The following is a 26,341-nucleotide window of genomic DNA, read 5'->3' as shown; positions in this document are numbered from 1 at the left end:
TCGTACTCCTGTGCAAGCTCCAGGGCCTTAGCGAGCGGGACGATGCCCACCTGCTCGCCGCTGGGACCGACAAGTCGCACCTCGGGAACGCGAATGCCCGCCCACGCCAAGGTCGAGGCGGGCGGCCAGCGGGTCGGTGACAGCTGCGCGGCCAGACCGTCAAGATGCCGCGCATCCGCAAGGTCATCGGCGACAACATGGTCAAGGCGCTGCACGAGCAGGCGCAGCTGTCCTCGGTCGTCGAGGTCGACGTGACCCGCCTGATGCGCCTGCGCAACCAGGCCAAGGACTCCTTCGCCGCGCGCGAGGGCGTCAAGCTCTCCCCGATGCCGTTCTTCGTGAAGGCGGCGGCCCAGGCGCTGAAGGCCCACCCGGTCATCAACGCCCGGATCAACGAGGGCGAAGGCACGATCACCTACTTCGACTCCGAGAGCGTCGGAATCGCGGTGGACTCCGAGAAGGGCCTGATGACCCCGGTCATCAAGCACGCGGGCGACCTCAACATCGCCGGGATCGCCAAGGCCACCGCCGAGCTGGCGGGCAAGGTCCGGGGCAACAAGATCACTCCGGACGAGCTGTCCGGCGCGACCTTCACCATCAGCAACACCGGTTCGCGCGGTGCGCTCTTCGACACGATCATCGTGCCGCCGGGCCAGGTCGCGATCCTCGGTATCGGCGCCACGGTCAAGCGTCCGGCCGTCATCGAGACGGAGGAGGGCACGGTCATCGGCGTTCGCGACATGACCTACCTGACGCTGTCCTACGACCACCGTCTGGTGGACGGCGCCGACGCGGCCCGTTACCTGACCGCGGTCAAGGCGATCCTGGAGGCCGGCGAGTTCGAGGTCGAGCTCGGCCTGTAGCCCTCGGCAGCCGCAGTGTGCCCCCGTCCGGGATCCTCCGGGCGGGGGCACCGCCGTATCGCGGCTCCCCCGGGCCACCGGGGTCCCTGACGCGGCGGCACCGGCGGGACCGGGCGGGCGGGGTCCCGCGCCGCTGCGGGGCCGTCCTACGCTCCCGAGCAGGCCGTACGGCGAAGGGGCCGGCCCGCAGCGGTGCGGGCCGACCCCTCCCTTCCGCGCGCCCCCGCCCACCGCGAACCCGTGCGCGGCCACCCGGGGTTCGCCCGGCGGGAGGCGATGACCGCCCCGGCCGGACCCGGTACGCGGGCCGAGCGGGACCGCAGCCGTAACGAGCGTGTAAGTCTCGTCTCACCTGCGGGAAAGCGCCGCCGTGCACCCCTCCCGGACGGGCCCCCGGCCTTATTGTCTAAACGTCAAACGCCCCAGGGGCCGATGGGCGGCCCCTCCCTAAGGAGCCCTCATGACCGCGCCCGTCGTCCACTCGCTGCGCGAGCAGATCCGCGAGCACATCGTGGAGGGGATCGTCAGCGGGCGCTGGAAGCCGGGCGAGCGGATCGTGGAGCGCCGGATCGCCACCGAGCTGGAGGTCAGCCAGACCCCGGTGCGGGAGGCGCTGCGCGAGCTGGAGTCGCTGCGGCTGATCGAGTCGGCGCCGAACAAGGGCGTACGCGTCCGCAATCTGACCGCCGCCGACCTGGAGGAGAGCTACCCGGTGCGGGCCGGCCTGGAGGCGATCGCGGCGGAGCTGGCGGCGACGGGGCTGGCGGAGGACTGCTCGGCCCTGGAACCGCACGTCGCGGCGCTGTACGAGGCGGACCGCAGGGCGGACGGCACGGGCCAGGTGCGGCACACGGTGGGCTTCCACCGGGAGCTGGTGCGGGCGGCCGGCAACTCGGTGCTGCTGCACACCTGGGAGGGCCTCGGCATCGAGGTGTTCACCGCGCTGTCGATCCGCTGGCTGGGGACGGTCCAGCAGTCGTACGCGGAGGAGCACGAGGAGCTGGTGGCCGCGTTCCGGCGGCGCGATCCCCGGATCGCCGAGATCGTGAAGGCCCATGTCCTGGGCTGTGCGCCGCGGCCCTGAACCAGTTCTGATCCGGTTCCGATCAGGCCCTGACCCGACACCGAGCCGCCGCGGCGTGGCCGAGCCCCCGGCCGTGCCGCTCCGGAGCCGCTTCCTGAGCCGGTCCGCCGGCCCGGAGCCGGTCCCGAGCCGCTTCCTGAGCCGGTCCGCCGGCCCGGAGCCGGTCCCGAGCCGCTTCCTGAGCCGGTCCGGAGCCGGTCCGGAGCCGGTCGCGAGCCCTGCCCGAGCCGCCCCGGAGCCGGTCGCGAGCTGACGAGCGCGCCCCCGCTCACCTGCGAAAACCCGTCCGGGGCCGACCACGGGACCCGGCGATGACACGACACCCCGTGCCTTCGCCCGAGGCACCGCGTGCCGACTTTCTCGTGATCAAGAGGTTTTGCCCCTCAACCCTTTGATCGATCATCGATCAGCGAGTTACAGTCACCGACGGACTCCTACCAGAGACCACGCCCTGTCCTGCCAAAGACAAAGGGCACCCCCCAGAACCCCACAGGGAACCCCTTCGACTGAGGAAGGCGGCGACATGACCGACCCCAACGCCATCCAGCCGAGCGAGCTCGACCAGCTCCCGGACCGCGACCCCGAGGAGACCGCCGAATGGCAGGCCTCCCTGGACGCCGTCACCAAGGCGGCCGGGCCGCACCGTGCCGCGTACCTGATGCGCCGCACGCTGGAGCGCGCCGAGGGCAACGGCATCGCGCTGCCCAAGCTCCTGGAGACCGACTACGTCAACTCCATCCCGACCGCCGCCGAGCCGTCCGCGCCCGGTGACCCGGAGATGGAGCGCCGGATCACCGCGTGGAACCGCTGGAACGCGGCCGCGATGGTCACCCGGGGCGCGAAACACGGCGTCGGCGGCCACATCGCCACCTTCGCCTCCGCGGCCTGGCTGTACGAGACCGGCTTCAACCACTTCTTCAGGGGCAAGGAGGCCGACGGTTCCGGCGACCAGCTCTACATCCAGGGCCACGCCTCCCCCGGCATCTACGCCCGCGCCTTCCTCGACGGCCGGCTGACCGAGCAGCACCTCGACAACTTCCGTCAGGAGGCGGGCGGCAACGGCCTCCCGTCGTACCCGCACCCGCGCCGGCTGCCCTGGCTGTGGGAGTTCCCGACGGTGTCGATGGGCCTCGGCCCGCTCTCCGCCATCTACCAGGCGCGCTTCAACCGCTATCTCACCAACCGCGGCATCAAGGACGTCTCGCAGTCCCACGTCTGGGCGTTCCTCGGCGACGGCGAGATGGACGAGCCCGAGTCGACGGCGGCACTCGCACTCGCCTCCCGCGAGGGTCTGGACAACCTGACCTTCGTCATCAACTGCAACCTCCAGCGCCTCGACGGCCCGGTCCGCGCCAACTTCAAGATCGTGCAGGAGCTGGAGGCCCAGTTCCGCGGCGCCGGCTGGAACGTCGTCAAGTCGCTGTGGGGCTCCGCCTGGGACGAGCTGTTCCAGCTCGACACCACGGGCGCGCTGGTCCGCCGGCTGCGCGAGGTACCCGACGCCCAGGTCCAGACGTACCAGACCCGGGGCGCCGCCTACATCCGCGAGGACTTCTTCGGCAAGGACCCGGCGCTCGCCGAGATGGCGAAGCTGCTGAGCGACGACAAGATCCTGGAGTGCTTCCACCTCTCCCGCGGTGGCCACGAGGCGCGCAAGGTCTACGCGGCGTACAAGGCGGCCGTGGAGTTCGAGGGCGCGCCGACGGTCATCCTGGCGCAGACGGTCAAGGGGCACACCCTCGGCGAGGGCTTCGCGTCGAAGAACGCCAACCACCAGATGAAGAAGCTCTCGGTGGAGGAGTTCAAGGCGATGCGCGACCTGCTGGAGCTGCCGATCCGGGACGCCGACTTCGTCGACGGTGTGGTGCCCTACGGCCACCCGGGCGCCGACGCCCCCGAGGTCCGCTACCTCCAGGAGCGCCGCGCGGCCCTCGGCGGTCCGGCCCCGGCCCGCCGTACGCACCCGCTCGCCCCGCTGCCCGCGCCCGCCGAGAAGGCGTTCGCGTCCTTCGACAAGGGCTCCGGCGCCCAGAACATCGCCACGACCATGGCGTTCGTCCGGCTGGTCAAGGACCTGGTCCGCGACAAGGAGACCGGCCGGCGCTGGGTGCCGATCGTCCCCGACGAGGCGCGCACCTTCGGCATGGAGAGCCTGTTCCCCTCCCTCGGCATCTACTCGCCGAAGGGGCAGACGTACGAGCCGGTCGACCGCGACCAGCTGATGTACTACAAGGAGGCCAAGAACGGCCAGATCCTCAACGAGGGGATCACCGAGGCCGGTTCGATGGCCGACTTCATCGCCGCGTCCACCGCGTACTCCACGCACGGTGAGGCGATGATCCCGTTCTACATCTTCTACTCGATGTTCGGCTGGCAGCGCACGGCCGACCAGATGTGGCAGCTCGGCGACCAGCTCGGCCGCGGCTTCCTCGTCGGCGCCACGGCGGGCCGTACGACGCTGACGGGTGAGGGCCTCCAGCACGCCGACGGCCACTCCCCCGTGATCGCCGCGACCAACCCGGCCGCGCTGACCTACGACCCCGCGTTCGCCTACGAGGTGGCGGCGATCGTCAAGGACGGTCTGCGCCGGATGTACGGCGCGGCCGCGCCCGACGAGGACCCGAACGTCTTCTACTACCTCACCGTCTACAACGAGCCGATGCCGCAGCCGGCGAAGCCGTCCGTACCCGGTGTGGACGAAGGCATCGTCAAGGGCCTGTACCGCTTCAACACGGCGGAGTCGGCCGGGCTGTCCCCGGTGGCCAACGCCCCGCGCATGCAGCTCCTGGGCTCCGGCACGGCGATCCACTGGACGCTCGCGGCGCAGAAGCTGCTCGCCGAGGAGTGGGGCGTCGCGGCCGACGTCTGGTCGGCGACGTCCTGGACGGAGCTGCGCCGGGACGCGCTGGCGGCCGACGCGGCCCTGCTGCGCGGCGAGGAGCGGCTGCCGTACGTGCGGCAGGCGCTGGCCGGCGCCGAGGGCCCGGTGCTCGCGGTCTCCGACTACATGCGGCAGGTCCCGGACCAGATCGCGCAGTGGGTGGAGCAGGACTACTCGTCGCTGGGCGCGGACGGCTTCGGCCTCTCCGACACCCGGGACGCGGCCCGCCGGCACTTCGGCGTCGACGCCCAGTCGATCGTCGTCGCCGCCCTGGCGCAGCTGGCCCGCCGCGGCGAGGTCAAGGCGTCCGCGGTCAAGGAGGCCAGGGAGCGCTACGGCCTGTAGGGCTCGGGCCCGACCAGGGTTCCACGAAGGGGTACGGCGGCCGCCGTGCCCCTTCGTTGTCGGTGGGCCCCGGCATGATGGCCGTATGCGCGCTGCCCGGCTGATCAGAATGGTGCTGCTGCTCCAGTCCCGGCCCTCCATGACCGCCGCCGAACTGGCGCGCGAGCTGGAGGTGTCCGAGCGGACGGTCACGCGGGACGCGCAGGCGCTGTCCGAGGCGGGGGTCCCGGTGTACGCGGACCGGGGGCGGGCCGGCGGGTACCGCCTGGTCGGGGGCTACCGCACCCGGCTGACCGGGCTGGCCCGGAGCGAGGCCGAGGCGCTGTTCCTCAGCGGCGTCCCCGCGGCGCTGCGCGAGATGGGCCTGGCGGACGCCGCCTCCGCCGCCCGGCTCAAGGTGTCCGCCGCCCTGCTGCCCTCCCTCCAGGACGCCTCCCGGACGGCGGCGCAGCGCTTCCACCTGGACGCGCCGAGCTGGTTCCAGGAGCCCGAGCCGCCCGAGCTGCTGCCCGCCGTCGCGGAGGCGGTGTGGGGCGACCGGCGGATCACCGCGCGCTACCGCGGCCGGGAGGGGGAGGTGGCCCGCGAGCTGGAGCCGTACGGACTCGTGCTGAAGGCGGGCGTCTGGTACCTGTGCGCGCGGGTGACGGACGGCGGTTCCTTCCGCGTGTACCGCCTCGACCGGTTCACGGCGGTGACGGCGGCCGGTGAACGCTTCGCCCGCGCCGAGGAGTTCGACCTGCCGGGCTTCTGGGCGGAGCGTGCCGGGCAGTTCGCGCGGTCGATCCTGCGCGCCGAGGTCCGGGTGCGGCTGTCGCCGGAGGGGGTGCGGCGACTGCCGTACGCCGTCGATCCGCCCGCCGCCCGCGAGGCGCTGGAGTCGGCCGGCGAACCGGACGAAGCGGGCCTGGTGACGGTGGACCTGCCCGTGGAGTCGGAGGAGGTCGCCCACACCCAGCTCACCGCGCTCGGGCCCGAGGTGGAGGTGCTGGCGCCGCAGGGGCTGCGGGCGCGCTTCGCCGCCGACGCACTGCGGCTGGCCGGACTGTACGGGCGGCCGGCCTGTACGGGACATAACAATCCGCCGCACTCCGCGTGCGCCCCACCCCTCCAGGGCTGATGCTTGTCCCGTGATGGACGAGACGGAGTTCTGGGAGCTGGTCGACGCCACCCGGGAGGCCGCCGGGGGCGACCCGGAGGACCAGGCCGACCTGCTCGTGGACCGGCTGCTCCAGTTCGACCCGGAGTCGGTCCTCGATTTCGCCCGTCACTTCGAGGCCCGCTACAACCGCGCCTACACCTGGGACCTCTGGGGCGCCGCCGCGGTTTTGCTGGACGGCGCGAGCGACGACGCCTTCGACTTCTTCCGCTGCTGGCTGATCGGCCAGGGCCGCGAGGTGTACGAGAGCGCGGTGCACGACGCCGACTCCCTGGCCGGTCTCCTGGACGACTTCGACGAGGAGGTCGACGGCGACGGCGAGGATCTCGGCTACGCGGCCGACGAGGCCTACGAACAGCTCACCGGGACCGTCGCCCCCGACCTCGGTATCCAGCCCCCGCCCGCCGAACCGGAGGGCACGCCGGTCGACTTCGAGCACGACCACGTGCTGGCGGACCGCTTCCCCAAGCTGTGGGAACGCTTCAGGGGCTGACCCGGCCCACCGGCCCGCCGGCCTTCCGGCCCACCGGTCTTCCGGTGCCGTTCAGGCCGTGGCGCGGCGGCGGCTCGGGTCCGCCGGGATGTACGCCTGCTTCTGGTCGGCCTTCACCGCGTGGTGCAGCGGTGCGGCGTTCGCCTGGTCCAGTGCGGACGCCGTGACGGCGGCCGGGCCCAGGATGACGGTCGCGACGGCGCAGACCACCGTCCAGGGACCGCGGGCGGCCCTGCTCCACCCCGCGGACCGACGCGCTGCTCCGGTACGGCTGCTGTTCATGATCCCCACCTCCGGTCGGCTTCTGGTGACGACCGTAGGCCGCGCGGATCTGAGTGGTCTGCGGGGCGGCTGTGGGCTTCCTGTGGACCTGCGGCCGGGGGGCCTGCGCGGAGGCTGCCTGCGCGTCCGGCTCCGGTGGGCCCGGGCGGGGTCCGTCGCGCCGGCGCGTTCTCGCGGCGCGGGCCCTCCGTGCCGGCTCACCTGCGGCCCTGGAGCCGTGCCGCCCGTTCCCTGATGGCGGGCAGGCGGGCGCTGAGGGCCGCGCCGGGGCAACTCGTCATGTAGCCGTCCCGGTGGCCCGCGAGGGTGGGCAGGGAGGTGGAGGTGCCGGCCGCGAACCGGCTGTGGCTGTTGCTGGAGACCAGCCTGACCTCGGCTCGCGGGTCGACGCCCGCCAGGCCCAGTTTCCAGGCGGCCAGCGCGGCGATCGCCTCGGTCATCGCCCGGGGCACGGGCACCCCGGCCGTGAACGTGCCGAGGGCGGCGATGCCCGCGGTGCGGTGGTTGAAGCCCTGGGTGTGGGCGCCGGTGACGGGCCGGTCGACGCCGCCGGCGCGGCCCTCGTAGATGGTGCCGCAGCGGTCGACGAGGAAGTTGTAGCCGATGTCGTCCCACTGGCGGGCGCCGGTCTGGCCCGCCGCCAGGTAGCGGATGATGCGGGGAGCGTCGGCGCAGGCGTAGTCGTTGGGCGAGTCGGTGTGGTGGACGAAGACGGCGACGACCTTGTCGTCGTAGCGCGGGGGCGGCGGGGCCGGCACGTCGACGCCGACCCAGGCCGACCTCGGCACGATCCGCGGTCTGGGCGCGGTGTGCCGGCCGTCGGGGCGGATCACGGCCGCCGGCCGGGTCGCGGCCGTCCCCTCGTGCCCGACGTCGCCGGCGCACAGGGCCAGCGCGCCCAGGGCGGCTGTCGCGGGCAGACAGGCCAGCAGCACGACCACGGCGCCGGGTATCCGTACCGGCTGCCGTTTCCGCGCCCCCCGCGCTCTTCGGAAGACACGCATGGACCCACTGTCGGCCCGATCCGCCCCGTCCGCGATGTGTGCTGTGCCACCCGGTGGAACCATCGTCCTGGTCCGCGACGTTTTCCCGGGTGGACGCACGTGCGGCCGGTTCCGGGGCCGCGCGCGGTCGGCTGATCACTGGGGCCGTCCGGCGCGTACTAGGAGACGCCCCCTGAGGGGTCCGAGAGAAAGGCGGCTCCGTGGACCTGCTCGACATCCTGCTGTTGCTGGTCGTCCTGGCCTACGCGGCTTCCGGCTACCGGCGGGGGCTGGTGGCCGGCTGCGTGTCGCTGGCCGGCTTCGTGGGCGGCGCGGTCGTCGGCGTGTGGGCGCTGCCGTGGATGATGGACCTGGCCACGCCGGGCACCACCGCGGCGACGGTCACCGCGGTGCTGACCGTGCTGGTGCCGGGCGTGCTGGGGCACGAGCTGGCGGGCCGGCTGGCGCTGAAACTGCGGCGCGAGCTGGACGACGGGCCGCTCCGGGTGGCCGACGGGGTGGGCGGGGCCGCCGCCAACTCGGTGGCCGTGCTGATCGTGGCCTGGGTGGCCGCGAGCGTGCTCGGCGTGTCCTCGTCCCCGCTGGTCACGACCGCCATCCGGGACTCGGTGCTGCTGGGCGCCGTGCAGGACTCCATGCCGGCCACCACGCCGGCCTGGTTCTCCCGTGCCACGTCCGCGCTCACCGAGGCGGGTTTCCCACAGGTGTTCAACCCCTTCGAGAACGAGTCGACGGCCGAGGTCGCCAAACCCACCGGCGACAGCGTCACGGCGAGCGCCACGAACGCCGCGAGAACCAGCACGGTGAAGATCGAGGGCGTCTCCGGCGACCAGGGCCGCGAGGGCAGCGGCTTCGTGTACGCGACGGAGCACGTCATGACCAACGCGCACGTGGTGGCGGGCATCGACCGGCCGAACGTGCGGATCGGGGGCGTCGGGCGGTCGTACGAGGCGCGGGTGGTGCTCTTCGACCCGCAGAAGGACGTGGCCGTGCTGTACGTCCCCGGTCTGCGCGCGCCGGTGCTGCGCTTCGACGACCAGGCCGCGCGCGGCGACTCCGCGGTCGTCGCGGGCTATCCGCAGGACGGTGCCCTGAACCTCCAGGCGGCGACGGTCGCCGGCCGGGTCCGGGCCACGGGGCAGAACATCTACAACGACGCGACCGTCACCCGCGAGATCTACTCGATCCGCTCCACGGTCCGCCCCGGCAACTCCGGCGGCCCCCTGCTGACCCCCGAGGGCAGGGTCTACGGCGTCGTCTTCGCCCGGTCCACCTCCGACGACGAGACGGGCTACGTCCTGACGGCGGCCGAGGTCGCCCCCGACGCCCGGCGCGCGGCGGCCGCGACGGCTCCGGTGAGCACCGGCGACCTCGTCACGTCCTGAGCGCAGCGGGGGCGCGCGGCACGACGGTGGTGGGCAGGGCGAGGCCGACACGGCGGGGTGCGGGTCGGCGGGATGCGGGACAGCGGGGGTCGGGTCGGCGGGATGCGGGACAGCGGGGTCGGGTCAGCGGGGGTCGGGTTCACCCGAACGGCCCTGCGCCGCCGCGGCCGGGTCGATCACAGACCGCGTCCCATGAGGACGTCGTCGACGTACTCGCCGTCCAGCAGGAACTCCTCGGGCAGCACGCCCTCGACCACGAAGCCCTCGGACTCGTACAGCGCCCGGGCCGCGGTGTTGTGGCCCAGGACGCGCAGGGTCAGGCGCCGCGCCCCGAGCCGCGCGGCCTCCCGCACCGCGGCCCGCACCAACTCGCGCCCGACCCCCGCACCGCGCGCCTCACCGGCCACGGCGAGACCCTGGATCTGGCGGACGTGGGTGTTGCACGCCAGGGCCGTCGGGAAGCCCATGCGGAGGTATCCGACGACCTTCCCGTCCAGTTCCGCCACGAGGTGGTCCCGCGGCCCGAACCGCTCGTTGTAGAACGGCGGGTGGGGTGGCCGGGGCCTCGGCTGCACGGAGTGCAGGGTGGACCAGGTGACGCGGTCGAGCCGGCCGAGCGTCTCCTCGTCCTGGTCGGTGGCGTGACGTATGTGCGGAACGGGCATGCCGGTCACCTTACGGCGGAGGTCCGGGCGCCCCGCGCGGGCTTTTCCCCGGCCACGGGGCAGGATGGAGCCATGGAACGTTCCCGAATCGCGGTGGCCGGCGCGTCCGGCCTCATCGGCGGCGCCCTGGTGCGGTCCCTGCGGGCCGACGGGCACGAGGTGGTGCGGCTGGTGCGCCGTACGCCCGCAGCCGAGGACGAGGTGCGCTGGGATCCCGAGCGCCGGTACGTGGACACGGCCGGGCTGGCCGGGTGCGACGCCGTGGTGAACCTGGCGGGGGCGGGGGTCGGCTCGCGCCGCTGGACGGACGCCTACAAGGCGCGCATCCGCGGCAGCCGGGTGCTCGGCACGGCGGCCCTCGCCGAGGCCGTGGCCTCGCTGGACACCCCGCCGCGCGTGTTCGTGAACGGCAGCGCGATCGGCATCTACGGCGAGACCGGCGACCGGCCCGTGGACGAGGACGCGCCGCCCGGGGAGGGTTTCCTGCCCGGGGTGTGCGTGGAGTGGGAGGCGGCCGCGGCGCCCGCGGCGAAGGCGGGCGTGCGGACGGCGTTCGCGCGGACCGGGCTCGTGGTGGCCCGCGACGGCGGGGCGTGGGGACGGCTGTTCCCCCTGGTGAAGGCGGGGCTCGGCGGCCGTCTGGGCGACGGGCGTCAGTACTGGTCGTTCGTGTCGCTGCACGACGAGGTGGCCGCGATCCGCCATCTCCTCGACACCGACGGCCTGTCGGGGCCGTTCAACCTGACCGCGCCGCAGCCGCTGACTAACCGTGAGATCACCGAGGCGATGGGGCGCGTGCTGCACCGGCCGACGGCGTTCGCGGTGCCCGCGCCCGTGCTGCGCGCCGCGCTCGGCGAGATGGCCGGGGATGTGCTGGGCAGCCAACGGGTGTTGCCGATGCGCCTGTTGGAGTCGGGGTTCAGCTTCGCGTTCCCGGAGATCGAGGGGGCGATCAGGGCGGCGCTGTGACCGGCGTGCGCTGTTGCGCGACCGGCTGTGACCGTATGCGACCGCCGTGCGTCCGTGCCCTGCGCATGCGCGATCCCCCCTGACCGGAACCGGTCCTAATCTCAAGCCGAACTCGGGTATTCCCGGAGCCAGTTGGGAGCGGTACGCTCCCGCCGGCCGCGCAACCTCGAGGAGGGGCACGTGCTTGAGCCCGCGTACCAGGCGGACGTCGTGGTGGTGGGGGCCGGGGTCGCCGGACTCTCCGCCGCACACCGGTTGACCAGCGCAGGAGTGAGGACCGCGGTCCTCGATGCCGCCCCCTGTGCGGGCGGCCGCATGATCACGGAGAAGGTGGACGGCTTCCGGCTCGACCGGATCGGACAGCTCTTGTCCACCGCGTATCCCGAACTACGCCGCACCCCCGGGCTCGACGCGCTCGTCCTGCGTCTCTTCGCGCCCGGTGTCCTGCTGCACGCCGACGGCCGGCACCATCGGGCGGGGACCCCGGCCGACGCGGGGGGCGCGAGGGGCGCACTCCATGCCGTGCGCGCCCTGGCAAGCGCCCCCCGGAACGCTCCCCGGCACGCCCCCCGTGGCACGTCCGCGCCCAGAGCCCTCGCGGGCGCCCCCCTGGGCACCCCCGTCGACCAGGCCCGGCTCGGCATGGCCCTCACCCGGCTCGCGGGCACACCCGCCGCACGGCTGCTGGCCCGTCCCGACCTGCCCGCCGGCCAGGCCCTCGCCGCGCGCGGGGTCCCCGCCCGCACCATCGACGGGTTCCTGCGCCCCCTGCTGGCCGCGCTGCTGTGCGACCCGGAGCTGACCACGTCCAGCCGGTGCGCGGACCTGGCGCTGCGGGCCTTCGCCCGGGGGCGGCTGTGCGTGCCCGAGGGTGGCGCCGAGGCGCTGCCGGAGCTGCTCGCGCGGGCGCTGCCGCCGGGCACCGTGCACACCGGCGTGCGGGTGACCGCCGTCTCCACCACCTCGGTGACCACCGCCGGGCACGGGGAGATCCACTGCCGGGCGGTGCTCGTCGCGACGGACGCGCGGGCCGCCGCCGAGCTGCTGCCCGGCCTGCGGGTGCCCGCGTTCCACCCGGTGACGGTGGTGCACCACACGACGGACGAGCCGCCGGCGACCGGGGCCGCCCTGCTGCTGGACGCGGACCGCGGCGGCCCGGTCGCGCACACGGCGGTGGTCAGCGAGGTCGACCCGAGCCGGGCGCCCGCGGGCCGCGCGCTCGTCTCCTCGACGGTCCTCGGGCCGCCGCCGCCCCACGTCGACACCGCCGTACGCAGGCACCTGTCCCGGCTCTACGGCACCTCGACGGCGCGCTGGGAGACGCTGGCCGTGCACCACACCCCCGAGGCCGTGCCGGCCATGCGGGCCCCGCACGACCTGCGCCGTCCGGTGCGCCTGCTGGCGGGGCTGTACGTGTGCGGCGACCACCGGGACACCAGCACGGTCCAGGGCGCGCTGCACTCGGGCCGCCGCGCCGCGTCCGCGATCCTGACGGATCTGGGCGCGAGCGACTCCCTCCCCGCGGCGGACCCGCCCCGGGCCTTACGCCCGGCGGCCTGACGCGCGCCGGGCGGGAACCGGCAAGAAGTACGGGGCCACGGGTCCACGGGGCCGGGACACATCCCCTTGCCCGGCACCCTCGCCCGCCCGGAGCGCCCCTGAGCGCCCCGGGCGGGGAGGGCGAAGCGCGGCGCACCGCCGGTGTCCGCCCGCCGACGGCTCCGCGGTGCCCCTCATCAGGAGGCATCGCGAGGCCGCGGGCAGCCCCACGGCCGCCAGTCACTCCGAGAGCGGGCCAGCCGAGAGGGGTCGCCCCGACCCCACCGACTCCGCTCGGGCGGCGGCGGCCGCACCGGCCGTCCCGGGGGCGGCCCCGGCCCGGCACCCCCGCCCTCCCGGCTCAGCCTCGGGCAGGCCGCCCACGCCGCGGCCCCGCCAGCTTCCGGCCGGACGTCCGCCCCCCCCCGTCAGCCCAGGGCTGCCACCTTGTCCCGGTAGCCGCGGACCGGGGCCGCGTCCTTGTACGGTTCCAGGCGGCGTTCGAAGTCACGGACGTACTCGATCGCCCGGACCGACCGCATCTCCGCCGCCGCCCCAGCTGCTTCGGCGCCCAGCTGGCACGCCTGGTCGAGTTCGCCCAGGCCGAGCCGGGCGGAGGCCAGGACGACCCGGCAGAACAGGCGGCTGCGGGCGTAGACGGGGGCGCGCAGGTGCAGGGAGCGCTCCGCGTGCTGGGCCGCGGCGCGGAACTGCTGGAGGTCGCGGTGGCAGTGCCCGAACTCGTCGGCGAGCTGGGCCTCGTCGAAGAACCGGGCCCAGTGCGGGACCTCGTCGCCGGGCCGGGCGGCCTCCAGGGCGCGCTCGGCCCGTACCAGCGAGGCGGTGCAGGCCCGCACCTCGCCGAGCACCCCGTGGCCTCGCGCCTCGGCCGAGTGCAGGAGTGCCTGCACGACGGGCGGGGCGCTGGTGCCGACACCCTGCTGTGCCACCCGGGCGAGCTGCACCGCCTCCCGGCCGTGCCCGAGGTAGACCGCCTGGCGGCTCATCGTGACCAGCACGTAGGAGCCGTACGCCCGGTCCGCGGCCGCCTGCGACAGCCGCAGCGCCTGCACGAAGTAGCGCTGGGCGAGTCCGTGCGCCGCGATGTCGTACGACGTCCAGCCGGCGAGCCGGGTCAGGTCGGCGGCCGCCGCGAACAGCCGGCGGCCGGTCTGCTCGCCGTAGGTGCCGCGCAGCATCGGCTCGCACTCGTGCTCCAGATAGCGCACGAGGGCCTGCCGGGCGTGTCCGCCGCCGTACATGTCGTCGAGGGAGCGGAAGAGTTCGCCGACCGAGCGGAGCGCGGCGATGTCGCCGCCGCTGACCCGCTGGCCGGGGCCGCGCTCGACCTGGCCGCGCTGGCGTGGCACCCCGGGGCGGCCCTGAACGGGGACGCGCAGCGGTGGTTCGCCGCGGGCCACCCGGTCGTCGGCCCGGCCGATCAGCCAGTCCCGGCTGGGCACGACGAGGCCCGCGGGGGTGAAGGCGATCTTGCGGAGTTCGGCGTGGCTGCCGGAGTCCTTGCGCCACAGCCCGCCGACGATGTCGACCGCCTCCTCGGGGGTGGCGGCGAACTCCAGGCCGGCGTACACGGGGGCGCAGGCGTCGAGCCCCAGATCCTGGGCGCTCAGGCGCCGTCCGAGCCGGCGGGTGAAGACCTCGGCGATCAGGGCCGGGGTGGTGCCTCGGGGCTGCTGTCCGCGCAGCCACCGGGTGACGGACGTCTTGTCGTATCTCAGGTCCAGTCCGTGTTCGAGACCGAGCTGGTCCACGCGACGGGCGAGACCCGCGTTGGAGAACCCCGCTTCTGCGATGAGCGCGGCGAGCTGTCGGTTGGGCGTGCGCTGCGCGGGTCGTTCCGTCATCTGCGGTGCGGTCTCCTGCCTTTCGGGCCTCGCGGCGGCCGCCGCCCTGCCCGCATTGCCTGTGAGCAGCCGTTATGGCCTCGTGAACGGCGCGAATGTAGCGGAGCGTAAGCAGGCGATCGCACACTTCGGCGTTCATTCATCCGATCGTGTGAGGATTGCCCCCTGGGCTGACGCGGTACGGCCGGACGTACAGTGGCGTGGGCACGCTTCGTGCCTTACGAGCTTCCGAGGAGGCGCTTGCCGTGAGTGGGCTGCGGTTCGTCCGCATGGGATTCGGTGCCGACGCCGTCGAGTACCAGGAGGCGTGGGACGAGCAGCGCCGGGTGCACGCGGCGCGCTTCGGGGACGAGGTCCCCGACACCGTGCTCCTGCTCGAACACCCCCCGGTCTACACGGCCGGCCGGCGTACGGCGGACAACGAGCGCCCGCTCGACGGCACCCCGGTGATCGACGTGGACCGCGGCGGCAAGATCACCTGGCACGGTCCGGGCCAGCTGGTGGGCTACCCCATCCAGAAGCTGCCGCGCCCGGTCGACGTGGTGGCGCACGTACGGCGCCTGGAGGAGGCCCTGATCCGCACCTGCGCGGAGTTCGGCCTGGAGACCACCCGGGTCGAGGGCCGCAGCGGGGTGTGGGTCCTCGGCGACCCCGTGGCGCAGCGCCCGGCGCTCGGCGGACTCTCCCTCGACCTCGACCCGCGGCTGCACGACGACGAGTTCGACCCGCGGCTCAACGGCCCCGAGTACGCCCCCTCCAACGCCGGCCAGCGCCGCGAGGACCGCAAGATCGCGGCGATCGGCATCCGGGTCGCCAAGGGCGTCACCATGCACGGCTTCTCGCTCAACGTGAACCCCGACAACGCGTGGTTCGACCGGATCATCCCGTGCGGCATCCGGGACGCGGGCGTCACCTCGCTGGCAGGCGAAGTGGGCCGCGACGTGACGATCGAGGACGTGCTGCCGGTCGCCGAACGCCATCTGCGCGAGGTCCTCGAACACGCGGAGCTGAAGCCGCGCGAGATCGAGAAGACCCCGGTCTGAGCCCGGCATAAATCCGGCCCGCCCGGCGTTCCCCGCAGGGGCGCTCGCGCCTTCGGCCCGGAGCGCGGGCCCGGAGGGTGACAGCCCTCGACATGGCCCGCGCCGACGCCGGAGAACCATCAAATGCACGGGCGTACCCTGGTGGACGCCGAAGAATCAAACGCTAGGGAGCCGGTCGTGTCCGCAGTCGCACCCGACGGACGCAAGATGCTGCGTCTGGAGGTCCGCAACAGCCAGACCCCCATCGAGCGCAAGCCCGAGTGGATCAAGACCCGGGCGAAAATGGGTCCTGAGTACACGAAGATGCAGAACCTCGTGAAGAGCGAGGGCCTGCACACGGTCTGCCAGGAAGCCGGCTGCCCCAACATCTACGAGTGCTGGGAGGACCGCGAGGCCACCTTCCTCATCGGCGGCGACCAGTGCACCCGGCGCTGCGACTTCTGCCAGATCGACACCGGCAAGCCCGAGGCGCTGGACCGCGACGAGCCGCGCCGCGTGGGCGAGTCCGTGGTCACCATGGACCTGAACTACGCCACCATCACCGGCGTCGCACGCGACGACCTCGACGACGGCGGCGCCTGGCTGTACGCGGAGACGGTCCGCCAGATCCACCGGCAGACCGCGGAGCGCGCCGAGGGCCGCACCAAGGTCGAGCTCCTCGCCCCCGACTTCAACGCGGTCCCCGAGCAGCTCGCGGAGGTCTTCTCCGCTCGCCCCGAGGTCTTCGCGCACAACGTCGAGACGGTGCCGCGCATCTTCAAGCGCATCCGCCCCGGCTTCCGTTACGAGCGTTCGCTGAAGGTCATCACCGAGGCCCGCGACTACGGCCTGGTCACCAAGTCGAACCTGATCCTCGGCATGGGCGAGACCCGCGAGGAGGTCGGCGAGGCGCTCCGCCAGCTGCACGACGCCGGCTGCGAGCTGGTCACCATCACGCAGTACCTGCGTCCCTCGGTGCGCCACCACCCCGTGGAGCGCTGGGTCAAGCCGGACGAGTTCGTGGAGCTGAAGGAGGAGGCCGAGCAGATCGGCTTCTCGGGGGTCATGTCCGGCCCGCTGGTGCGTTCCTCGTACCGCGCGGGGCGGCTGTACCGGATGGCGGTCGAGAAGCGCGGGGAGTATGTCGCCTCGCAGGCCGTCTGACCGGGCTCCCGGACCGGGCCGCTCGGACCGTCCGAGCCGGCCCGTTCACCTGACCCACCGTCACCCACCGTACCCCGCAAGGAGTGCGGCAAGCGTGTGAACTCACGCACAAGCGACTACTCGCCAGTAGCGGCCGATATGACGCGGTCCCGACCGTCCTCGCAGTTGAGGGCACCCGTCGGGGCCGCGTCCCCGTTCGGGGGTGCCGCATCAAGGTTTCATTGGCGTTTGACCGGTCGGTCATGCCCTGGTAACACCAAACAGTGACCCTGGACTCACAGCACGTAAACCCGCATCCGCAGCGATACCGAGGGGGGACCTCCTTCATGCAGGCCGCACCCGTTCGCGCAACACCCATCCCGTCCTTCACCGACGCGCTGCGCGCCGTCGAGTCGCTGCTCCTCAGCAGCGGCCAGCGCACCGCCCGCCGCAACGCGTGGACCTCCGTGCTGGAGGACCGCCGCCGCGCCAAGGACCGCGTCGAGGCGCAGCTCGTGCTCGAGCAGACCTTCACCGCGCACTCCTGAGCCGGCCCTCCCCCTTTCCCGCGGGCACTGCCGTCGTCGGCGCTTCCGGGGCCACGTAGACTTCACGGCATGGCGAGGAAGGACACGGCAGCGGACGCTGCGAACCCCGGGCGACTCAAGCAGATTGCCCAGACCTACAAGATGACCCGCAAGGCCGACAAGAAGATCGGTCTTGTACTCGCGGGTGTCGGCATCATCACCTTCGGTGTCTTCCTCGCGATCGGTTTCCTGATCGGTCACCCCATCTATCTCGGCATCCTGGGCCTGCTGCTCGCCTTCCTCGCGACGGCGATCGTGTTCGGGCGCCGGGCCGAGCGGGCGGCCTTCGGGCAGATGGAAGGCCAGCCGGGCGCGGCCGCGGCCGTCCTGGACAACGTCGGCCGGGGCTGGACGACGACGCCCGCGGTGGCGATGAACCGCAGCCAGGACGTGGTGCACCGGGCCGTCGGCAAGGCCGGCATCGTCCTGGTCGCCGAGGGCAACCCGAACCGGGTGAAGACCCTCCTGGCCGCCGAGAAGCGCAAGATGAACCGCATCGTCGCGGACGTGCCGGTGCACGACGTGATCGTGGGCACCGGCGAGGGCCAGGTCCCGCTCAAGAAGGTCCGCACGACGCTGCTGAAGTTCCCGCGCGTCCTGACCGGTCCGCAGGTCACCACGACCAACGACCGGCTGCGGGCCATGGGCGACCTGATGAACAACATGCCGCTGCCCAAGGGTCCGATGCCCAAGGGCATGAAGCTGCCGAAGGGCGGCCCGAAGGCCCGCTGACCCGCTCCCGCCTCACCCGTGGAAAGGGGCCGCCCGGATCACTCCGGACGGCCCCTTCGTCATGTTCGTCATGTCGTTGCGCCTCGCCGCCGCGGGGGAGGCTCAGATCCGCACCTCGACCGTGCCGGCCAGCCGGTCGTGCAGGCCACGGCCGTCGCGGTCCCAGATCAGGGCCGGGACGGCGAGGAACAGCAGGACCGTGCGCAGCAGGGCGCGCAGCGGGTTGACGCGACCGGTGTCCAGGGCGATCACCCGCAGGCCGAGGAGCCGCTTGCCGGGGGTGAAGCCGAGCGTGCCGACCGTGAGGACGATCAGCACGAACAGGACGAGCGGGGCCCAGACCTGGGCCGCCCGGTTATAGCTGTCCGTGATCAGGCCGTATGCGATCAAGAGACACAGGCCCCAGTCGACGGCGAGGGCGCCGAGCCGGCGGCCCGGGCGGGCGATCGAACCCGGCCCCTCCTGCGGCAGACCCAGCTGCTCGCCCCGGTATCCGAAGTCGGCACCGGCTTCCTCCATGGCCGAGCGGGGTCCGGACAGCCACGATCCGATTGCTTGCCTGTTGTCCACCCGTCCACGGTACTGCGCCCCCATATGCGCCCGGGACGGCGGGGTGTCGACCGGCTAGGCTCGAACCCGAGCCGGTTAACTTCTGCGAAACAAATGAGTCACGCCCGAGAAACCACCCGTCCCTAGGGTCGAGGTCAGCGTGTGCCACCGCACTGGCCGCACGAACGAACTACCACCCCGGCACGGGAACGGCCGGGAGTAGGAGGAGCTGGATGTTCCAGAACGCCGACGAGGCCAAGAAGTTCATCGCGGACGAGGACGTCAAGTTCATCGACGTCCGTTTCTGCGACCTGCCGGGAGTCATGCAGCACTTCACGCTGCCGGTGGAGGCCTTCGACCCGGACGAGGAACTGGCCTTCGACGGCTCCTCCATCCGCGGCTTCCAGGCCATCCACGAGTCGGACATGGCGCTGCGCGCCGACCTGTCCACCGCGCGCGTCGACCCCTTCCGCCGCGACAAGACGGTCAACATCAACTTCTTCATCCACGACCCGATCACGGGCGAGCAGTACTCCCGTGACCCGCGCAACGTGGCGAAGAAGGCCGAGGCCTACCTCGCGTCGACCGGGATCGCGGACACCGCGTACTTCGGTCCCGAGGCCGAGTTCTACGTCTTCGACAGCGTGCGCTTCCAGACCACCGCGAACGAGTCCTTCTACCACATCGACTCCGAGGCGGGCGCCTGGAACACCGGTGCGCTGGAGGACAACCGCGGCTACAAGGTCCGCTACAAGGGCGGTTACTTCCCGACCCCGCCGGTCGACCACTTCGCCGACCTGCGTGCGGAGATCTCCCTGGAGCTGGCCGCGTCCGGCCTCCAGGTCGAGCGCCAGCACCACGAGGTGGGCACGGCCGGCCAGGCCGAGATCAACTACAAGTTCAACACGCTGCTCGCCGCGGCCGACGACCTCCAGCTCTTCAAGTACATCGTGAAGAACGTGGCCTGGCGCAACGGCAAGACCGCGACCTTCATGCCGAAGCCGATCTTCGGTGACAACGGCTCGGGCATGCACGTCCACCAGTCGCTGTGGAGCGGCGGCTCCCCGCTGTTCTACGACGAGGCCGGCTACGCGGGTCTGTCGGACATGGCCCGCTACTACATCGGCGGCATCCTCAAGCACGCCCCCTCGCTGCTCGCCTTCACCAACCCCACGGTGAACTCCTACCACCGTCTGGTGCCGGGCTTCGAGGCGCCGGTCAACCTGGTGTACTCGCAGCGCAACCGCTCCGCGGCCATGCGTATCCCGATCACCGGCTCCAACCCGAAGGCCAAGCGCGTCGAGTTCCGCGCGCCCGACTCTTCCGGCAACCCGTACCTGGCCTTCTCCGCGCTGCTGCTCGCGGGCCTGGACGGCATCAAGAACAAGATCGAGCCGGCCGAGCCGATCGACAAGGACCTCTACGAGCTGGCGCCCGAGGAGCACGCGGGCGTCGCGCAGGTCCCGACCTCGCTCCCGGCCGTCCTCGACCGCCTGGAGGCCGACCACGAGTTCCTGCTCGCGGGCGACGTCTTCACGTCCGACCTGATCGAGACGTGGATCGACTTCAAGCGCACCAACGAGATCGCGCCGCTCCAGCTGCGTCCGCACCCGCACGAGTTCGAGCTGTACTTCGACGTGTGACCGGACCGACGCGTCACCGGCGCCCCGTCTCCCTCCCGGAGGCGGGGCGCCGTCGTGTTTCGCCGGACCCGCTTCACAGACCGGGCACAGTCGGGAGATCATCCCTACCGACACAGTTGTTCGAGGAAGGTAACGGGGATGGCGCAACAGGAAGACGAAGAGCGCGAGTTCGACCTGCGCTGGGCGGAGACCGCCGAGCACAAGGAACCCTCCGCCCGGGCCCGGATGCTCGCCGCGCGCTGGAAGGAGAACCCGCCCGCGCCGCAGCCCTTCCGGGCCGACGCCGGCCGGTCGGCGCCCCGCCGGTCGTCCTGGGTCTCGACCACCGTCGTGCTGGGCACCGTGGTCGTGATCATCGTGCTGCTGGGCTGGGCGAACTTCCGCGCCCCCTACTAGGGCCCCTCGTTCGGGTCAGGCCAGGCCCGCCCGCGCCGGAGCGCGGGCGGGCTTTGCTGGTCCTAGGGCGGATCGGGAGCTCCCTATGGAGGGGGCAGGTGCACACTGGCAGTGGGACGAGTGCCTGACTGCGGGGTGGTGCAGATGCAGAGCCGATTCCGGAGCGACCGGCGGCTGACCGTGCGGATGACGGTCACGCTCTTTATGCTCGGACTGTTGTACGTGGCGTTCGTCGCCGCGCTGATCGTGCTGCTGAGGTCCTGGGTGCTGGTCGCGGTCGTCGCGGCGGCGATGCTCGGCGCCCAGTACTGGTTCTCCGACCGGATCGCGCTGTGGGCGATGCGCGGGCGGATCGTGGAACGGGAGGAGTATCCCGAGCTGCACGCGGTGATCGACCGGCTGTGCGCGATCGCGGACATGCCGAAACCGGTGGTCGCCGTGTCGCAGCTGGACATGCCGAACGCCTTCGCCACCGGCCGCAACCCCGACAACGCCGTGGTCTGTGTGACCACCGGGCTGCTGCGGCGGCTGGAGCCGGCGGAGCTGGAGGGCGTGCTCGCGCACGAGCTGTCCCATGTGGCGCACAAGGACGTCGCCGTGATCACCATCGCGTCCTTCCTCGGGGTGATCGCGGGGCTGATCGTGCGGTTCGCCTTCTACTCGCAGCTGTTCGGCGGGGGTCGGCGGGACCAGAACACCGCCGTGATCTTCGCCGCCGTGATGGCGGTGTCGGCGGCCGTCTACGCGCTCAGTTTCCTGCTCATCCGGGCCCTGTCCCGCTACCGGGAGCTGGCGGCCGACCGTGCGGCGGCCCAGCTCACGGGCCGTCCCTCGGCGCTCGCGTCCGCGCTGACGAAGGTCTCCGGGGACATCGCGCGGATCCCGGTCAAGGACCTGCGGACCGCGCAGGCCTTCAACGCCTTCTACTTCACCCCGGCACTGGGCTCGGGCCCGGACGTGGCACGGCTCTTCTCCACCCACCCCAGCCTGGAGGAACGGCTCGAGCAACTGGGCCGCATCTCGACCGAGTTGGGCGAGGCGGCGAAGCCGGGGAAGGCGGGCTGAGGATGGGGCTGCTGGACATCCTGCTCGGCCGGACCAAGCCGGTCACGCCCGACCTCGACCGGCTCTTCGCACTACCGTCGGCCGCGGTCACGCTGGAGGCGGCGGCCGGGTTCACCCCGACCGGGGACGGCGCGGTGTGCTTCGCCACGGTCGAGGGCGCCGCCTTCGAGCAGACGCACCGGGAGGTGCGGGCCCTGCTCGACGCGGACGCCGACCGGGACGGGTCCCCGGTGGAGCTGCGGCGCGACGACTACGGCTACTCGTGGCTCGTCTCGCACCGCTCCCCCGGGCAGCTGCCGCTTCTCGTCAACGACCTGCACGCGGTGAACAGTTCGATGGAGGTCAACGGCTTCGGCCCGCAACTGCTGTGCTCGCTGGCCGGCTTCCATGATCCGCAGGGGCACCGGCTCGGTCTCGTCTACCTCTACAAGCGCGGCACCTTCTACCCGTTCGCGCCGCTGCCCGGTGCGGAGCAGCGGCGCGACAACGCGCTGGAGCTGCGGATCAGGGCGGCGCTCGCCGACGACCTGCGGATCGAGCAGGACCTGAACCGCTGGTTCCCGGTGTGGGGCGCGCCGGGCCTGTGACCGGTGGCGCCCGGCGGCGGCACCGGCCCCACCGGTGGTCTCACCCGCTCTTCTCGCGCTCCTGACGGCGGGTCTGGAGCGGGTGCTCGCGGCGGTAGCGGCGCTCCCAGCGGGCCTGCTGGTCTCGGCGGTCCCGGTAGGCGCGGTAGCTCCCGGGCGCGGCTCCCGGAGCGGAGCCCTGCGAGGTGGGCGCCGAGGAGGAGCCGCGGCCGCGGCCGTAGTGCGTGTAGAGGAAGAGGACGGCGACGGCGGCGAGCCACCAGACGTGGTTTCCGAATCCCAGGACGACCAGGACGACGGTCGCGGTCATGACGATGGTGCCCATCACGGGCCTCCGTGTGCGTGGTTGGTCTTAGCGGTGATCGTTGTGTCCGGCGGGACGTGGGGAGGGCGTCCGGCCGTGGGTGCGTAGAGACTAGTGCCGCAACAGGCGAGGCCGCCCCGTCGCGACGCCCGGCACGCACCGGACGCCGCTCCTTGGCGGGCAGACGTTGCCCTGCCGCGACACTAGTGCCGTGTCCGCCGGGGTGGGGCCTCTTGTGCCGGAAGCGGTGGCGGGCGCCTCCGTCACGTGTATCCAGGGTAGGGAGGCGGTCACGCCGCGTGCATCTCCTTTTCCCGCGGCACGTGACCGGGGCCGCTGCGCCGTACGCCGGTCAGATGCCCGGGGCCGCCCGCAGGACGCCCGCCGCGACAGCCGCGCAGAGCTCCGCATGGTCGGCGGCCGTCTGGTCGGCGTAGCTCAGGGCGAACTCGGCGACGGCCCGTTCGAAGGTGTCCGTGTCCCCCAGGTATCCGGCGATCGCGACGCGGTCGCCGGAGCGGGCGTGTGCGCGGGCCAGCGCGGTGCCGCACAGTCTTGCGTACGCCACCAGGTCGGCCGGGGCCATGCCCGCCACGTCGGCGGAGCCCTTCGGGTCGCGCAGCCGGCGCCAGTAGTAGGCGCGGCCCTGCGGACCGGTCATCCACCCGAGGAAGATGTCACCGGTGGTCTGGAGCAGGCGCTGCCCCGCGACCACGCGGTGCCCGGGATGGACGTACGGGCCGCCCGGCAGGTGTTCCTCCAGGACGGACCTGCCGGCCTCCTTGATCTGGAGGAACAGCGGTTCGCCGTGGTCGCGGCCGGCGAGCAGCACCAGGAAGCAGCGGGTGCCGACGCTGCCGACGCCGACGGCCTTGCGGGCCGCGTCAACGAAGCGGTAGCGGTCCAGCAGGAGGCGGCGTTCCTCGGAGAGCGTGGAGCGGTAGTCGCAGAAGATCTTGCGCAGGGCGGCGGTGTCGGAGGCGCCGGCGGGTTCCAGGAGCGGCGGGTCGGTGATGATGCGCCGGCGGCCGTCGACGACCTCGGTCAGCTTGCCGAGGGCCTGGAGCCTGGTGCGGCGGCGGGCCCGGGTGAGGCTGGAGCCGACGTGCCGGCGCGAGCGGGTGGAGCGGACCAGGGGCAGCAGGCTGCCGGCGTCGATCCGCTCGTACCAGACGTCGAGTTCGCCGCGCGGGGCCAGCCGCCGCATGGTCGTGCGGTACGCGGCCACCGCCTCCTGTGCCGCCCGGCGCACCTTGGCCTCGCCGTGGCCGTTCTCGCGGGCGGCGACGGCGACGCTGGCGGCGAGCCGTTTGACGTCCCACTCGAAGGGGCCGGGGAACGTCTCGTCGCAGTCGTCGAGGTCGAACACCAGGGACCGTTCCGGGCACGCGTACAGGCCGAAGTTGAGCAGGTGGGCGTCGCCGCACAACTGCACGGTCAGGCCGGAGTGCGGCTGCGCGGCGAGGTCGGCGGCCATCACGGCGGCCGCCCCGCACAGGAAGGCGAGGGGGGAGGCGGCCATGCGCCCGTAACGGACCGGCAGCAGCTCGGGCAACCGGTCACGGCCCTGGCGTTCCAGTACGGCGACGGGGTCGGGCCGCTCCACGGAGGGGATCCACAGGGCGTGCGCGGAGCGCGGGACGCGTTTGCGGGCGGCCCTGCCCCGCTGCACGCGCTGTGCGGGGCCGGCGGGGGCGGTCATATGCCCTGCTGCCTGTGCATCACGCCTCCCGTTTCCCGGCCCCCTGTTCCCTGCGGTTCGCGCCACCTCCTGAAGGCAGTGAAGGCCGGGCGGGGGGACGCCCGCACGCGGGGTACGGCGTTCGGGTGACGAAGCCCGGATGTCAGTGGCGTCGGGGAGGATCGGTGCACGGCGACACGGGTGGAGGTCGGTATGACGGACAGGGCGGCCGGGGAGCGGCACATCGGGGTGCCGGAGCGCCGGGCGAGACTCGCGCTGCGGCAGCGGGTGGCGGCAGCGGCCCGGGCGGCGAGCCCGGAGGAGGTCGCCCGTTCGCTCGTCGCCCTGCACGGCACGGACCCGGCGACGGTGTACCTGGCGGTGGGCGCCCGCCTGGCAGACCCGGCGCGGACGGTGGAGGAGACGGGCCGGGCGCTGTACTCCGACGGCACGCTGGTGCGGATGCACGGCATGCGGCACACCGTGTTCGTGTTCCCCACCGAGCTGACGGCCGTCGTGCACGCCTCGACGGGCCGTACGGTCGCCACCCGCGAACGGGCCGCGCTGCTCAGGGACATGGCGAAGGCCGGGGCGCCGGACGCGGCCTGGCTGAAGGAGGTCGAGGACGCGGCGCTGGCGGCGCTGACCCGGCGCGGGCAGGCCACGGCGGCCGAGCTCGCGGTGGACGAACCCCGGCTGCGCGAGCAGTTCGTGTACGCGGCGGGGAAGGGCCACGAGGGCGTGCACACCGTCTCGGCGCGACTGCTGAGGGTGCTGGGCGTGGAGGGCAAGGTCGTCCGGGGGCGGCCGCTGGGCTCCTGGACGTCGAGCCAGTTCCGCTGGGCGGTGGCGCCCGCGCATCCCGAACTGGACCCGGCCGGGGCGCAGGCGTCGCTGCTGGGGCGGTGGCTCGCCGTGTGCGGCCCGGCCACGGAGGCCGACCTGACCTGGTGGACGGGGTGGCGGGTGACGGAGGTCCGCCGGGCGCTGGCGGCGATCGGGGCCCGGCGGGTGTCGGTGGACGAGGGACCGGCGTACGTCGCCGACGGTGACGACGAACCGGTGGCCGGTCCCGCCGAGCCGTGGGCCGCGCTGCTGCCGTCGCTCGATCCGGCGGTGATGAGCCGCCGCGAGCGCGACTGGTACCTCGCGCCCGGGCTGCGGTCGCTGCTGGTCGACCGCAGCGGCAACGTGGGGCCGACGGTGTGGTGGGACGGACGGGTGGTGGGCGGCTGGGCCCAGCGGCCTGACGGGGAGATCGTGTGGCGGCTCCTGGAGACCGGGGGCATGGGGCGGGAGGCGCGGGCGGCGATCGAGGCGGAGGTGGGCCGGCTGCACGGCTGGGTGGGCACGACCCGGGTGACACCGCGCTTCCGGACACCACTGGAGAAGGAACTGTCGGCGTGAGACCCGCCGTTCGAGACGCGCCACCGAACTCCTCGGCGCCGCCGGGGGCAAGTCCGCCCGTGTGCCCGGCGGTCGGCTCCGGCGTGGTGCGGGCTCCGGGCGCGGCCTTCGCGACGGCGGCGCGCCCGGGCCCCGTGCCGTGGCAGGCGACGTTTGCGCGACGGGGCGAACCTCGCCTGTCGCGGCACTGGTTCAGCGCGAGTAGCGGATCAGCGCTCGCACCATGTGGCACGTGGTCTCCGACGGCGGGTGGACTCCGATCAGCTCCGCCGTGCTCCGGATCGTCTCGTTGCGGGCCTGGTTGGGTACGTAGACGCCGGAGTCGAGCAGGGCGATCGCCAGACGCAGAGCCTTGAGGCGGCGGTTGTGCGTGACGTACCACTCGCGCGGCCGGCCGGGCGGCAGCGCGCGCTTCTCCACGGGCGCGTACGGCAGGTCGAGCGGCACGGGGTGCTTCGCGGTGGACCGGGTGGGCTTCGGCTTCAGTGCGGCAGCGGGCACAGGCATCCTCCTGTCGCGGTGAGGGCGCCCCCTTCCGGAGTTCGGACACCCCGGCGACACCCTCGAACACTGCTTCTATTCTACCGCTCGCCACTGACAAAAGCCCCTGGCCACAAGGGCTTTCGGGGCTGCCGTGACAGGGGTGGGAGACGAGTTCCCGAAGCTCGCTCCGACGCCGCTCCGAACTGCC

The 26,341-nt window shown here is 73.0% G+C and carries 24 protein-coding genes and 2 pseudogenes; 17 read left to right on the top strand and 9 right to left on the bottom strand.

What is annotated here, in order from left to right:
* Positions 1-143 (bottom strand): annotated as a pseudogene (locus tag ABZT03_RS19655) (hypothetical protein); the annotation flags it as partial.
* On the opposite strand from ABZT03_RS19655, the pseudogene ABZT03_RS19650 reads away from it, so the two are divergent.
* The 5 genes and pseudogenes from ABZT03_RS19650 to ABZT03_RS19630 all read left to right on the top strand — a co-directional run.
* Positions 144-863, top strand: a pseudogene (locus tag ABZT03_RS19650) (2-oxo acid dehydrogenase subunit E2); the annotation flags it as partial.
* A gap of 460 nt (positions 864-1,323) precedes the next feature.
* Positions 1,324-1,947: a GntR family transcriptional regulator gene (locus ABZT03_RS19645; protein ID WP_356040980.1), complete on the top strand. Its 624-nt coding sequence runs from the start codon at positions 1,324-1,326 to the stop codon at positions 1,945-1,947.
* Positions 1,948-2,470: 523 nt separating this feature from the next.
* Positions 2,471-5,173, top strand: a complete 2,703-nt coding sequence (gene aceE, locus ABZT03_RS19640; protein ID WP_356040978.1) for a pyruvate dehydrogenase (acetyl-transferring), homodimeric type — start codon at positions 2,471-2,473, stop codon at positions 5,171-5,173.
* A gap of 85 nt (positions 5,174-5,258) precedes the next feature.
* Positions 5,259-6,293 (top strand): YafY family protein, encoded by a 1,035-nt coding sequence (locus tag ABZT03_RS19635; protein ID WP_356040976.1) that lies wholly within the window; start codon positions 5,259-5,261, stop codon positions 6,291-6,293.
* A 13-nt stretch (positions 6,294-6,306) separates the two neighbouring features.
* The gene (locus tag ABZT03_RS19630) at positions 6,307-6,825 is read left to right on the top strand and encodes a DUF4240 domain-containing protein (protein ID WP_356040985.1); all 519 of its coding nucleotides are present in this window, start codon (positions 6,307-6,309) and stop codon (positions 6,823-6,825) included.
* Positions 6,826-6,876: 51 nt separating this feature from the next.
* On the opposite strand, the gene ABZT03_RS19625 is transcribed toward ABZT03_RS19630, so the two are convergent.
* Positions 6,877-7,107 carry a hypothetical protein gene (locus ABZT03_RS19625; protein WP_356040975.1) on the bottom strand — a complete coding sequence of 77 codons (231 nt, stop codon included), beginning with the start codon at positions 7,105-7,107 and terminating at the stop codon, positions 6,877-6,879.
* Between the two features lie 197 nt (positions 7,108-7,304).
* Positions 7,305-8,111: a peptidoglycan recognition protein gene (locus tag ABZT03_RS19620; RefSeq protein ID WP_356040973.1), complete on the bottom strand. Its 807-nt coding sequence runs from the start codon at positions 8,109-8,111 to the stop codon at positions 7,305-7,307.
* A 200-nt stretch (positions 8,112-8,311) separates the two neighbouring features.
* On the opposite strand from ABZT03_RS19620, the gene ABZT03_RS19615 reads away from it, so the two are divergent.
* Positions 8,312-9,496 (top strand): MarP family serine protease, encoded by a 1,185-nt coding sequence (locus tag ABZT03_RS19615; RefSeq protein WP_356040971.1) that lies wholly within the window; start codon positions 8,312-8,314, stop codon positions 9,494-9,496.
* Between the two features lie 176 nt (positions 9,497-9,672).
* Here ABZT03_RS19615 and ABZT03_RS19610 read toward each other — a convergent pair whose 3' ends face one another.
* Complete coding sequence (locus tag ABZT03_RS19610; RefSeq protein WP_356040969.1) at positions 9,673-10,161, bottom strand: GNAT family N-acetyltransferase; 489 nt, start codon at positions 10,159-10,161, stop codon at positions 9,673-9,675.
* Positions 10,162-10,233: 72 nt separating this feature from the next.
* Here ABZT03_RS19610 and ABZT03_RS19605 point away from each other — a divergent pair, with 72 nt between their 5' ends.
* A complete protein-coding gene (locus tag ABZT03_RS19605) occupies positions 10,234-11,130 on the top strand; it encodes a TIGR01777 family oxidoreductase (RefSeq protein ID WP_356040967.1) in 897 nt (298 codons plus the stop codon).
* 180 nt (positions 11,131-11,310) lie between these two features.
* Positions 11,311-12,690, top strand: a complete 1,380-nt coding sequence (locus tag ABZT03_RS19600; protein WP_356040965.1) for an NAD(P)/FAD-dependent oxidoreductase — start codon at positions 11,311-11,313, stop codon at positions 12,688-12,690.
* A 407-nt stretch (positions 12,691-13,097) separates the two neighbouring features.
* On the opposite strand, the gene ABZT03_RS19595 is transcribed toward ABZT03_RS19600, so the two are convergent.
* Entirely contained in the window at positions 13,098-14,534 is a 1,437-nt protein-coding gene (locus ABZT03_RS19595) for a regulator (protein ID WP_356040964.1), read from the bottom strand.
* A gap of 200 nt (positions 14,535-14,734) precedes the next feature.
* Between ABZT03_RS19595 and lipB the strand changes: the two genes are divergently transcribed.
* From lipB to ABZT03_RS19575, 4 genes are all read left to right on the top strand, one after another.
* Positions 14,735-15,577, top strand: a complete 843-nt coding sequence (lipB, locus tag ABZT03_RS19590; RefSeq protein ID WP_356040963.1) for a lipoyl(octanoyl) transferase LipB — start codon at positions 14,735-14,737, stop codon at positions 15,575-15,577.
* 177 nt (positions 15,578-15,754) lie between these two features.
* The gene (gene lipA, locus ABZT03_RS19585) at positions 15,755-16,720 is read left to right on the top strand and encodes a lipoyl synthase (RefSeq protein WP_356040961.1); all 966 of its coding nucleotides are present in this window, start codon (positions 15,755-15,757) and stop codon (positions 16,718-16,720) included.
* Between the two features lie 326 nt (positions 16,721-17,046).
* A complete protein-coding gene (locus ABZT03_RS19580) occupies positions 17,047-17,247 on the top strand; it encodes a hypothetical protein (protein WP_356040959.1) in 201 nt (66 codons plus the stop codon).
* A gap of 69 nt (positions 17,248-17,316) precedes the next feature.
* A complete protein-coding gene (locus ABZT03_RS19575) occupies positions 17,317-18,018 on the top strand; it encodes a DUF4191 domain-containing protein (protein WP_356040957.1) in 702 nt (233 codons plus the stop codon).
* 102 nt (positions 18,019-18,120) lie between these two features.
* On the opposite strand, the gene ABZT03_RS19570 is transcribed toward ABZT03_RS19575, so the two are convergent.
* Positions 18,121-18,588, bottom strand: a complete 468-nt coding sequence (locus ABZT03_RS19570; protein ID WP_356040955.1) for an RDD family protein — start codon at positions 18,586-18,588, stop codon at positions 18,121-18,123.
* A 212-nt stretch (positions 18,589-18,800) separates the two neighbouring features.
* On the opposite strand from ABZT03_RS19570, the gene glnA reads away from it, so the two are divergent.
* The 4 genes from glnA (at position 18,801) to ABZT03_RS19550 (ending at position 22,258) form a co-directional block, all read left to right on the top strand.
* Positions 18,801-20,210, top strand: a complete 1,410-nt coding sequence (gene glnA / locus ABZT03_RS19565) for a type I glutamate--ammonia ligase (RefSeq protein WP_356040953.1) — start codon at positions 18,801-18,803, stop codon at positions 20,208-20,210.
* A gap of 138 nt (positions 20,211-20,348) precedes the next feature.
* A complete protein-coding gene (locus ABZT03_RS19560) occupies positions 20,349-20,606 on the top strand; it encodes a hypothetical protein (protein ID WP_356040951.1) in 258 nt (85 codons plus the stop codon).
* Between the two features lie 144 nt (positions 20,607-20,750).
* Positions 20,751-21,671, top strand: a complete 921-nt coding sequence (gene htpX / locus ABZT03_RS19555) for a zinc metalloprotease HtpX (protein WP_356040950.1) — start codon at positions 20,751-20,753, stop codon at positions 21,669-21,671.
* 2 nt (positions 21,672-21,673) lie between these two features.
* Complete coding sequence (locus ABZT03_RS19550) at positions 21,674-22,258, top strand: hypothetical protein (RefSeq protein WP_356040948.1); 585 nt, start codon at positions 21,674-21,676, stop codon at positions 22,256-22,258.
* Between the two features lie 40 nt (positions 22,259-22,298).
* Here ABZT03_RS19550 and ABZT03_RS19545 read toward each other — a convergent pair whose 3' ends face one another.
* Together ABZT03_RS19545 and ABZT03_RS19540 are read right to left on the bottom strand one after the other, a co-directional pair.
* Positions 22,299-22,583, bottom strand: coding sequence for a hypothetical protein (locus ABZT03_RS19545; RefSeq protein ID WP_356040946.1), 285 nt, complete (start codon positions 22,581-22,583; stop codon positions 22,299-22,301).
* Between the two features lie 331 nt (positions 22,584-22,914).
* Positions 22,915-24,264 (bottom strand): DUF2252 domain-containing protein, encoded by a 1,350-nt coding sequence (locus tag ABZT03_RS19540; protein ID WP_356040944.1) that lies wholly within the window; start codon positions 24,262-24,264, stop codon positions 22,915-22,917.
* Positions 24,265-24,456: 192 nt separating this feature from the next.
* On the opposite strand from ABZT03_RS19540, the gene ABZT03_RS19535 reads away from it, so the two are divergent.
* Positions 24,457-25,650 (top strand): winged helix DNA-binding domain-containing protein, encoded by a 1,194-nt coding sequence (locus ABZT03_RS19535; RefSeq protein WP_356040942.1) that lies wholly within the window; start codon positions 24,457-24,459, stop codon positions 25,648-25,650.
* 192 nt (positions 25,651-25,842) lie between these two features.
* On the opposite strand, the gene ABZT03_RS19530 is transcribed toward ABZT03_RS19535, so the two are convergent.
* Positions 25,843-26,151 carry a hypothetical protein gene (locus ABZT03_RS19530; RefSeq protein ID WP_356040941.1) on the bottom strand — a complete coding sequence of 103 codons (309 nt, stop codon included), beginning with the start codon at positions 26,149-26,151 and terminating at the stop codon, positions 25,843-25,845.
* Positions 26,152-26,341: the final 190 nt, after the last annotated feature.

This window comes from Streptomyces sp. NPDC005574 (assembly GCF_040605435.1).
In the GTDB taxonomy this organism is placed as follows: domain Bacteria; phylum Actinomycetota; class Actinomycetes; order Streptomycetales; family Streptomycetaceae; genus Streptomyces.
The sequence above is the reverse complement of the archived record's forward strand: the minus strand, read 5'-3'. Positions and strand labels throughout refer to the sequence as shown.

Coding starts and splice junctions, on each gene's coding strand:
- ABZT03_RS19620 (WP_356040973.1), bottom strand. CDS start 8,111: ATGCGTGTCTTCCGAAGAGCGCGGGGGGCGCGGAAACGGCAGCCGGTA.
- ABZT03_RS19535 (WP_356040942.1), top strand. CDS start 24,457: ATGACGGACAGGGCGGCCGGGGAGCGGCACATCGGGGTGCCGGAGCGC.
- ABZT03_RS19580 (WP_356040959.1), top strand. CDS start 17,047: ATGCAGGCCGCACCCGTTCGCGCAACACCCATCCCGTCCTTCACCGAC.
- ABZT03_RS19645 (WP_356040980.1), top strand. CDS start 1,324: ATGACCGCGCCCGTCGTCCACTCGCTGCGCGAGCAGATCCGCGAGCAC.
- aceE (WP_356040978.1), top strand. CDS start 2,471: ATGACCGACCCCAACGCCATCCAGCCGAGCGAGCTCGACCAGCTCCCG.
- ABZT03_RS19540 (WP_356040944.1), bottom strand. CDS start 24,264: ATGACCGCCCCCGCCGGCCCCGCACAGCGCGTGCAGCGGGGCAGGGCC.
- ABZT03_RS19595 (WP_356040964.1), bottom strand. CDS start 14,534: ATGACGGAACGACCCGCGCAGCGCACGCCCAACCGACAGCTCGCCGCG.
- ABZT03_RS19630 (WP_356040985.1), top strand. CDS start 6,307: ATGGACGAGACGGAGTTCTGGGAGCTGGTCGACGCCACCCGGGAGGCC.
- ABZT03_RS19545 (WP_356040946.1), bottom strand. CDS start 22,583: ATGGGCACCATCGTCATGACCGCGACCGTCGTCCTGGTCGTCCTGGGA.
- ABZT03_RS19610 (WP_356040969.1), bottom strand. CDS start 10,161: ATGCCCGTTCCGCACATACGTCACGCCACCGACCAGGACGAGGAGACG.
- ABZT03_RS19560 (WP_356040951.1), top strand. CDS start 20,349: ATGGCGCAACAGGAAGACGAAGAGCGCGAGTTCGACCTGCGCTGGGCG.
- ABZT03_RS19575 (WP_356040957.1), top strand. CDS start 17,317: ATGGCGAGGAAGGACACGGCAGCGGACGCTGCGAACCCCGGGCGACTC.
- ABZT03_RS19550 (WP_356040948.1), top strand. CDS start 21,674: ATGGGGCTGCTGGACATCCTGCTCGGCCGGACCAAGCCGGTCACGCCC.
- ABZT03_RS19625 (WP_356040975.1), bottom strand. CDS start 7,107: ATGAACAGCAGCCGTACCGGAGCAGCGCGTCGGTCCGCGGGGTGGAGC.
- ABZT03_RS19635 (WP_356040976.1), top strand. CDS start 5,259: ATGCGCGCTGCCCGGCTGATCAGAATGGTGCTGCTGCTCCAGTCCCGG.
- glnA (WP_356040953.1), top strand. CDS start 18,801: ATGTTCCAGAACGCCGACGAGGCCAAGAAGTTCATCGCGGACGAGGAC.
- htpX (WP_356040950.1), top strand. CDS start 20,751: ATGCAGAGCCGATTCCGGAGCGACCGGCGGCTGACCGTGCGGATGACG.
- ABZT03_RS19605 (WP_356040967.1), top strand. CDS start 10,234: ATGGAACGTTCCCGAATCGCGGTGGCCGGCGCGTCCGGCCTCATCGGC.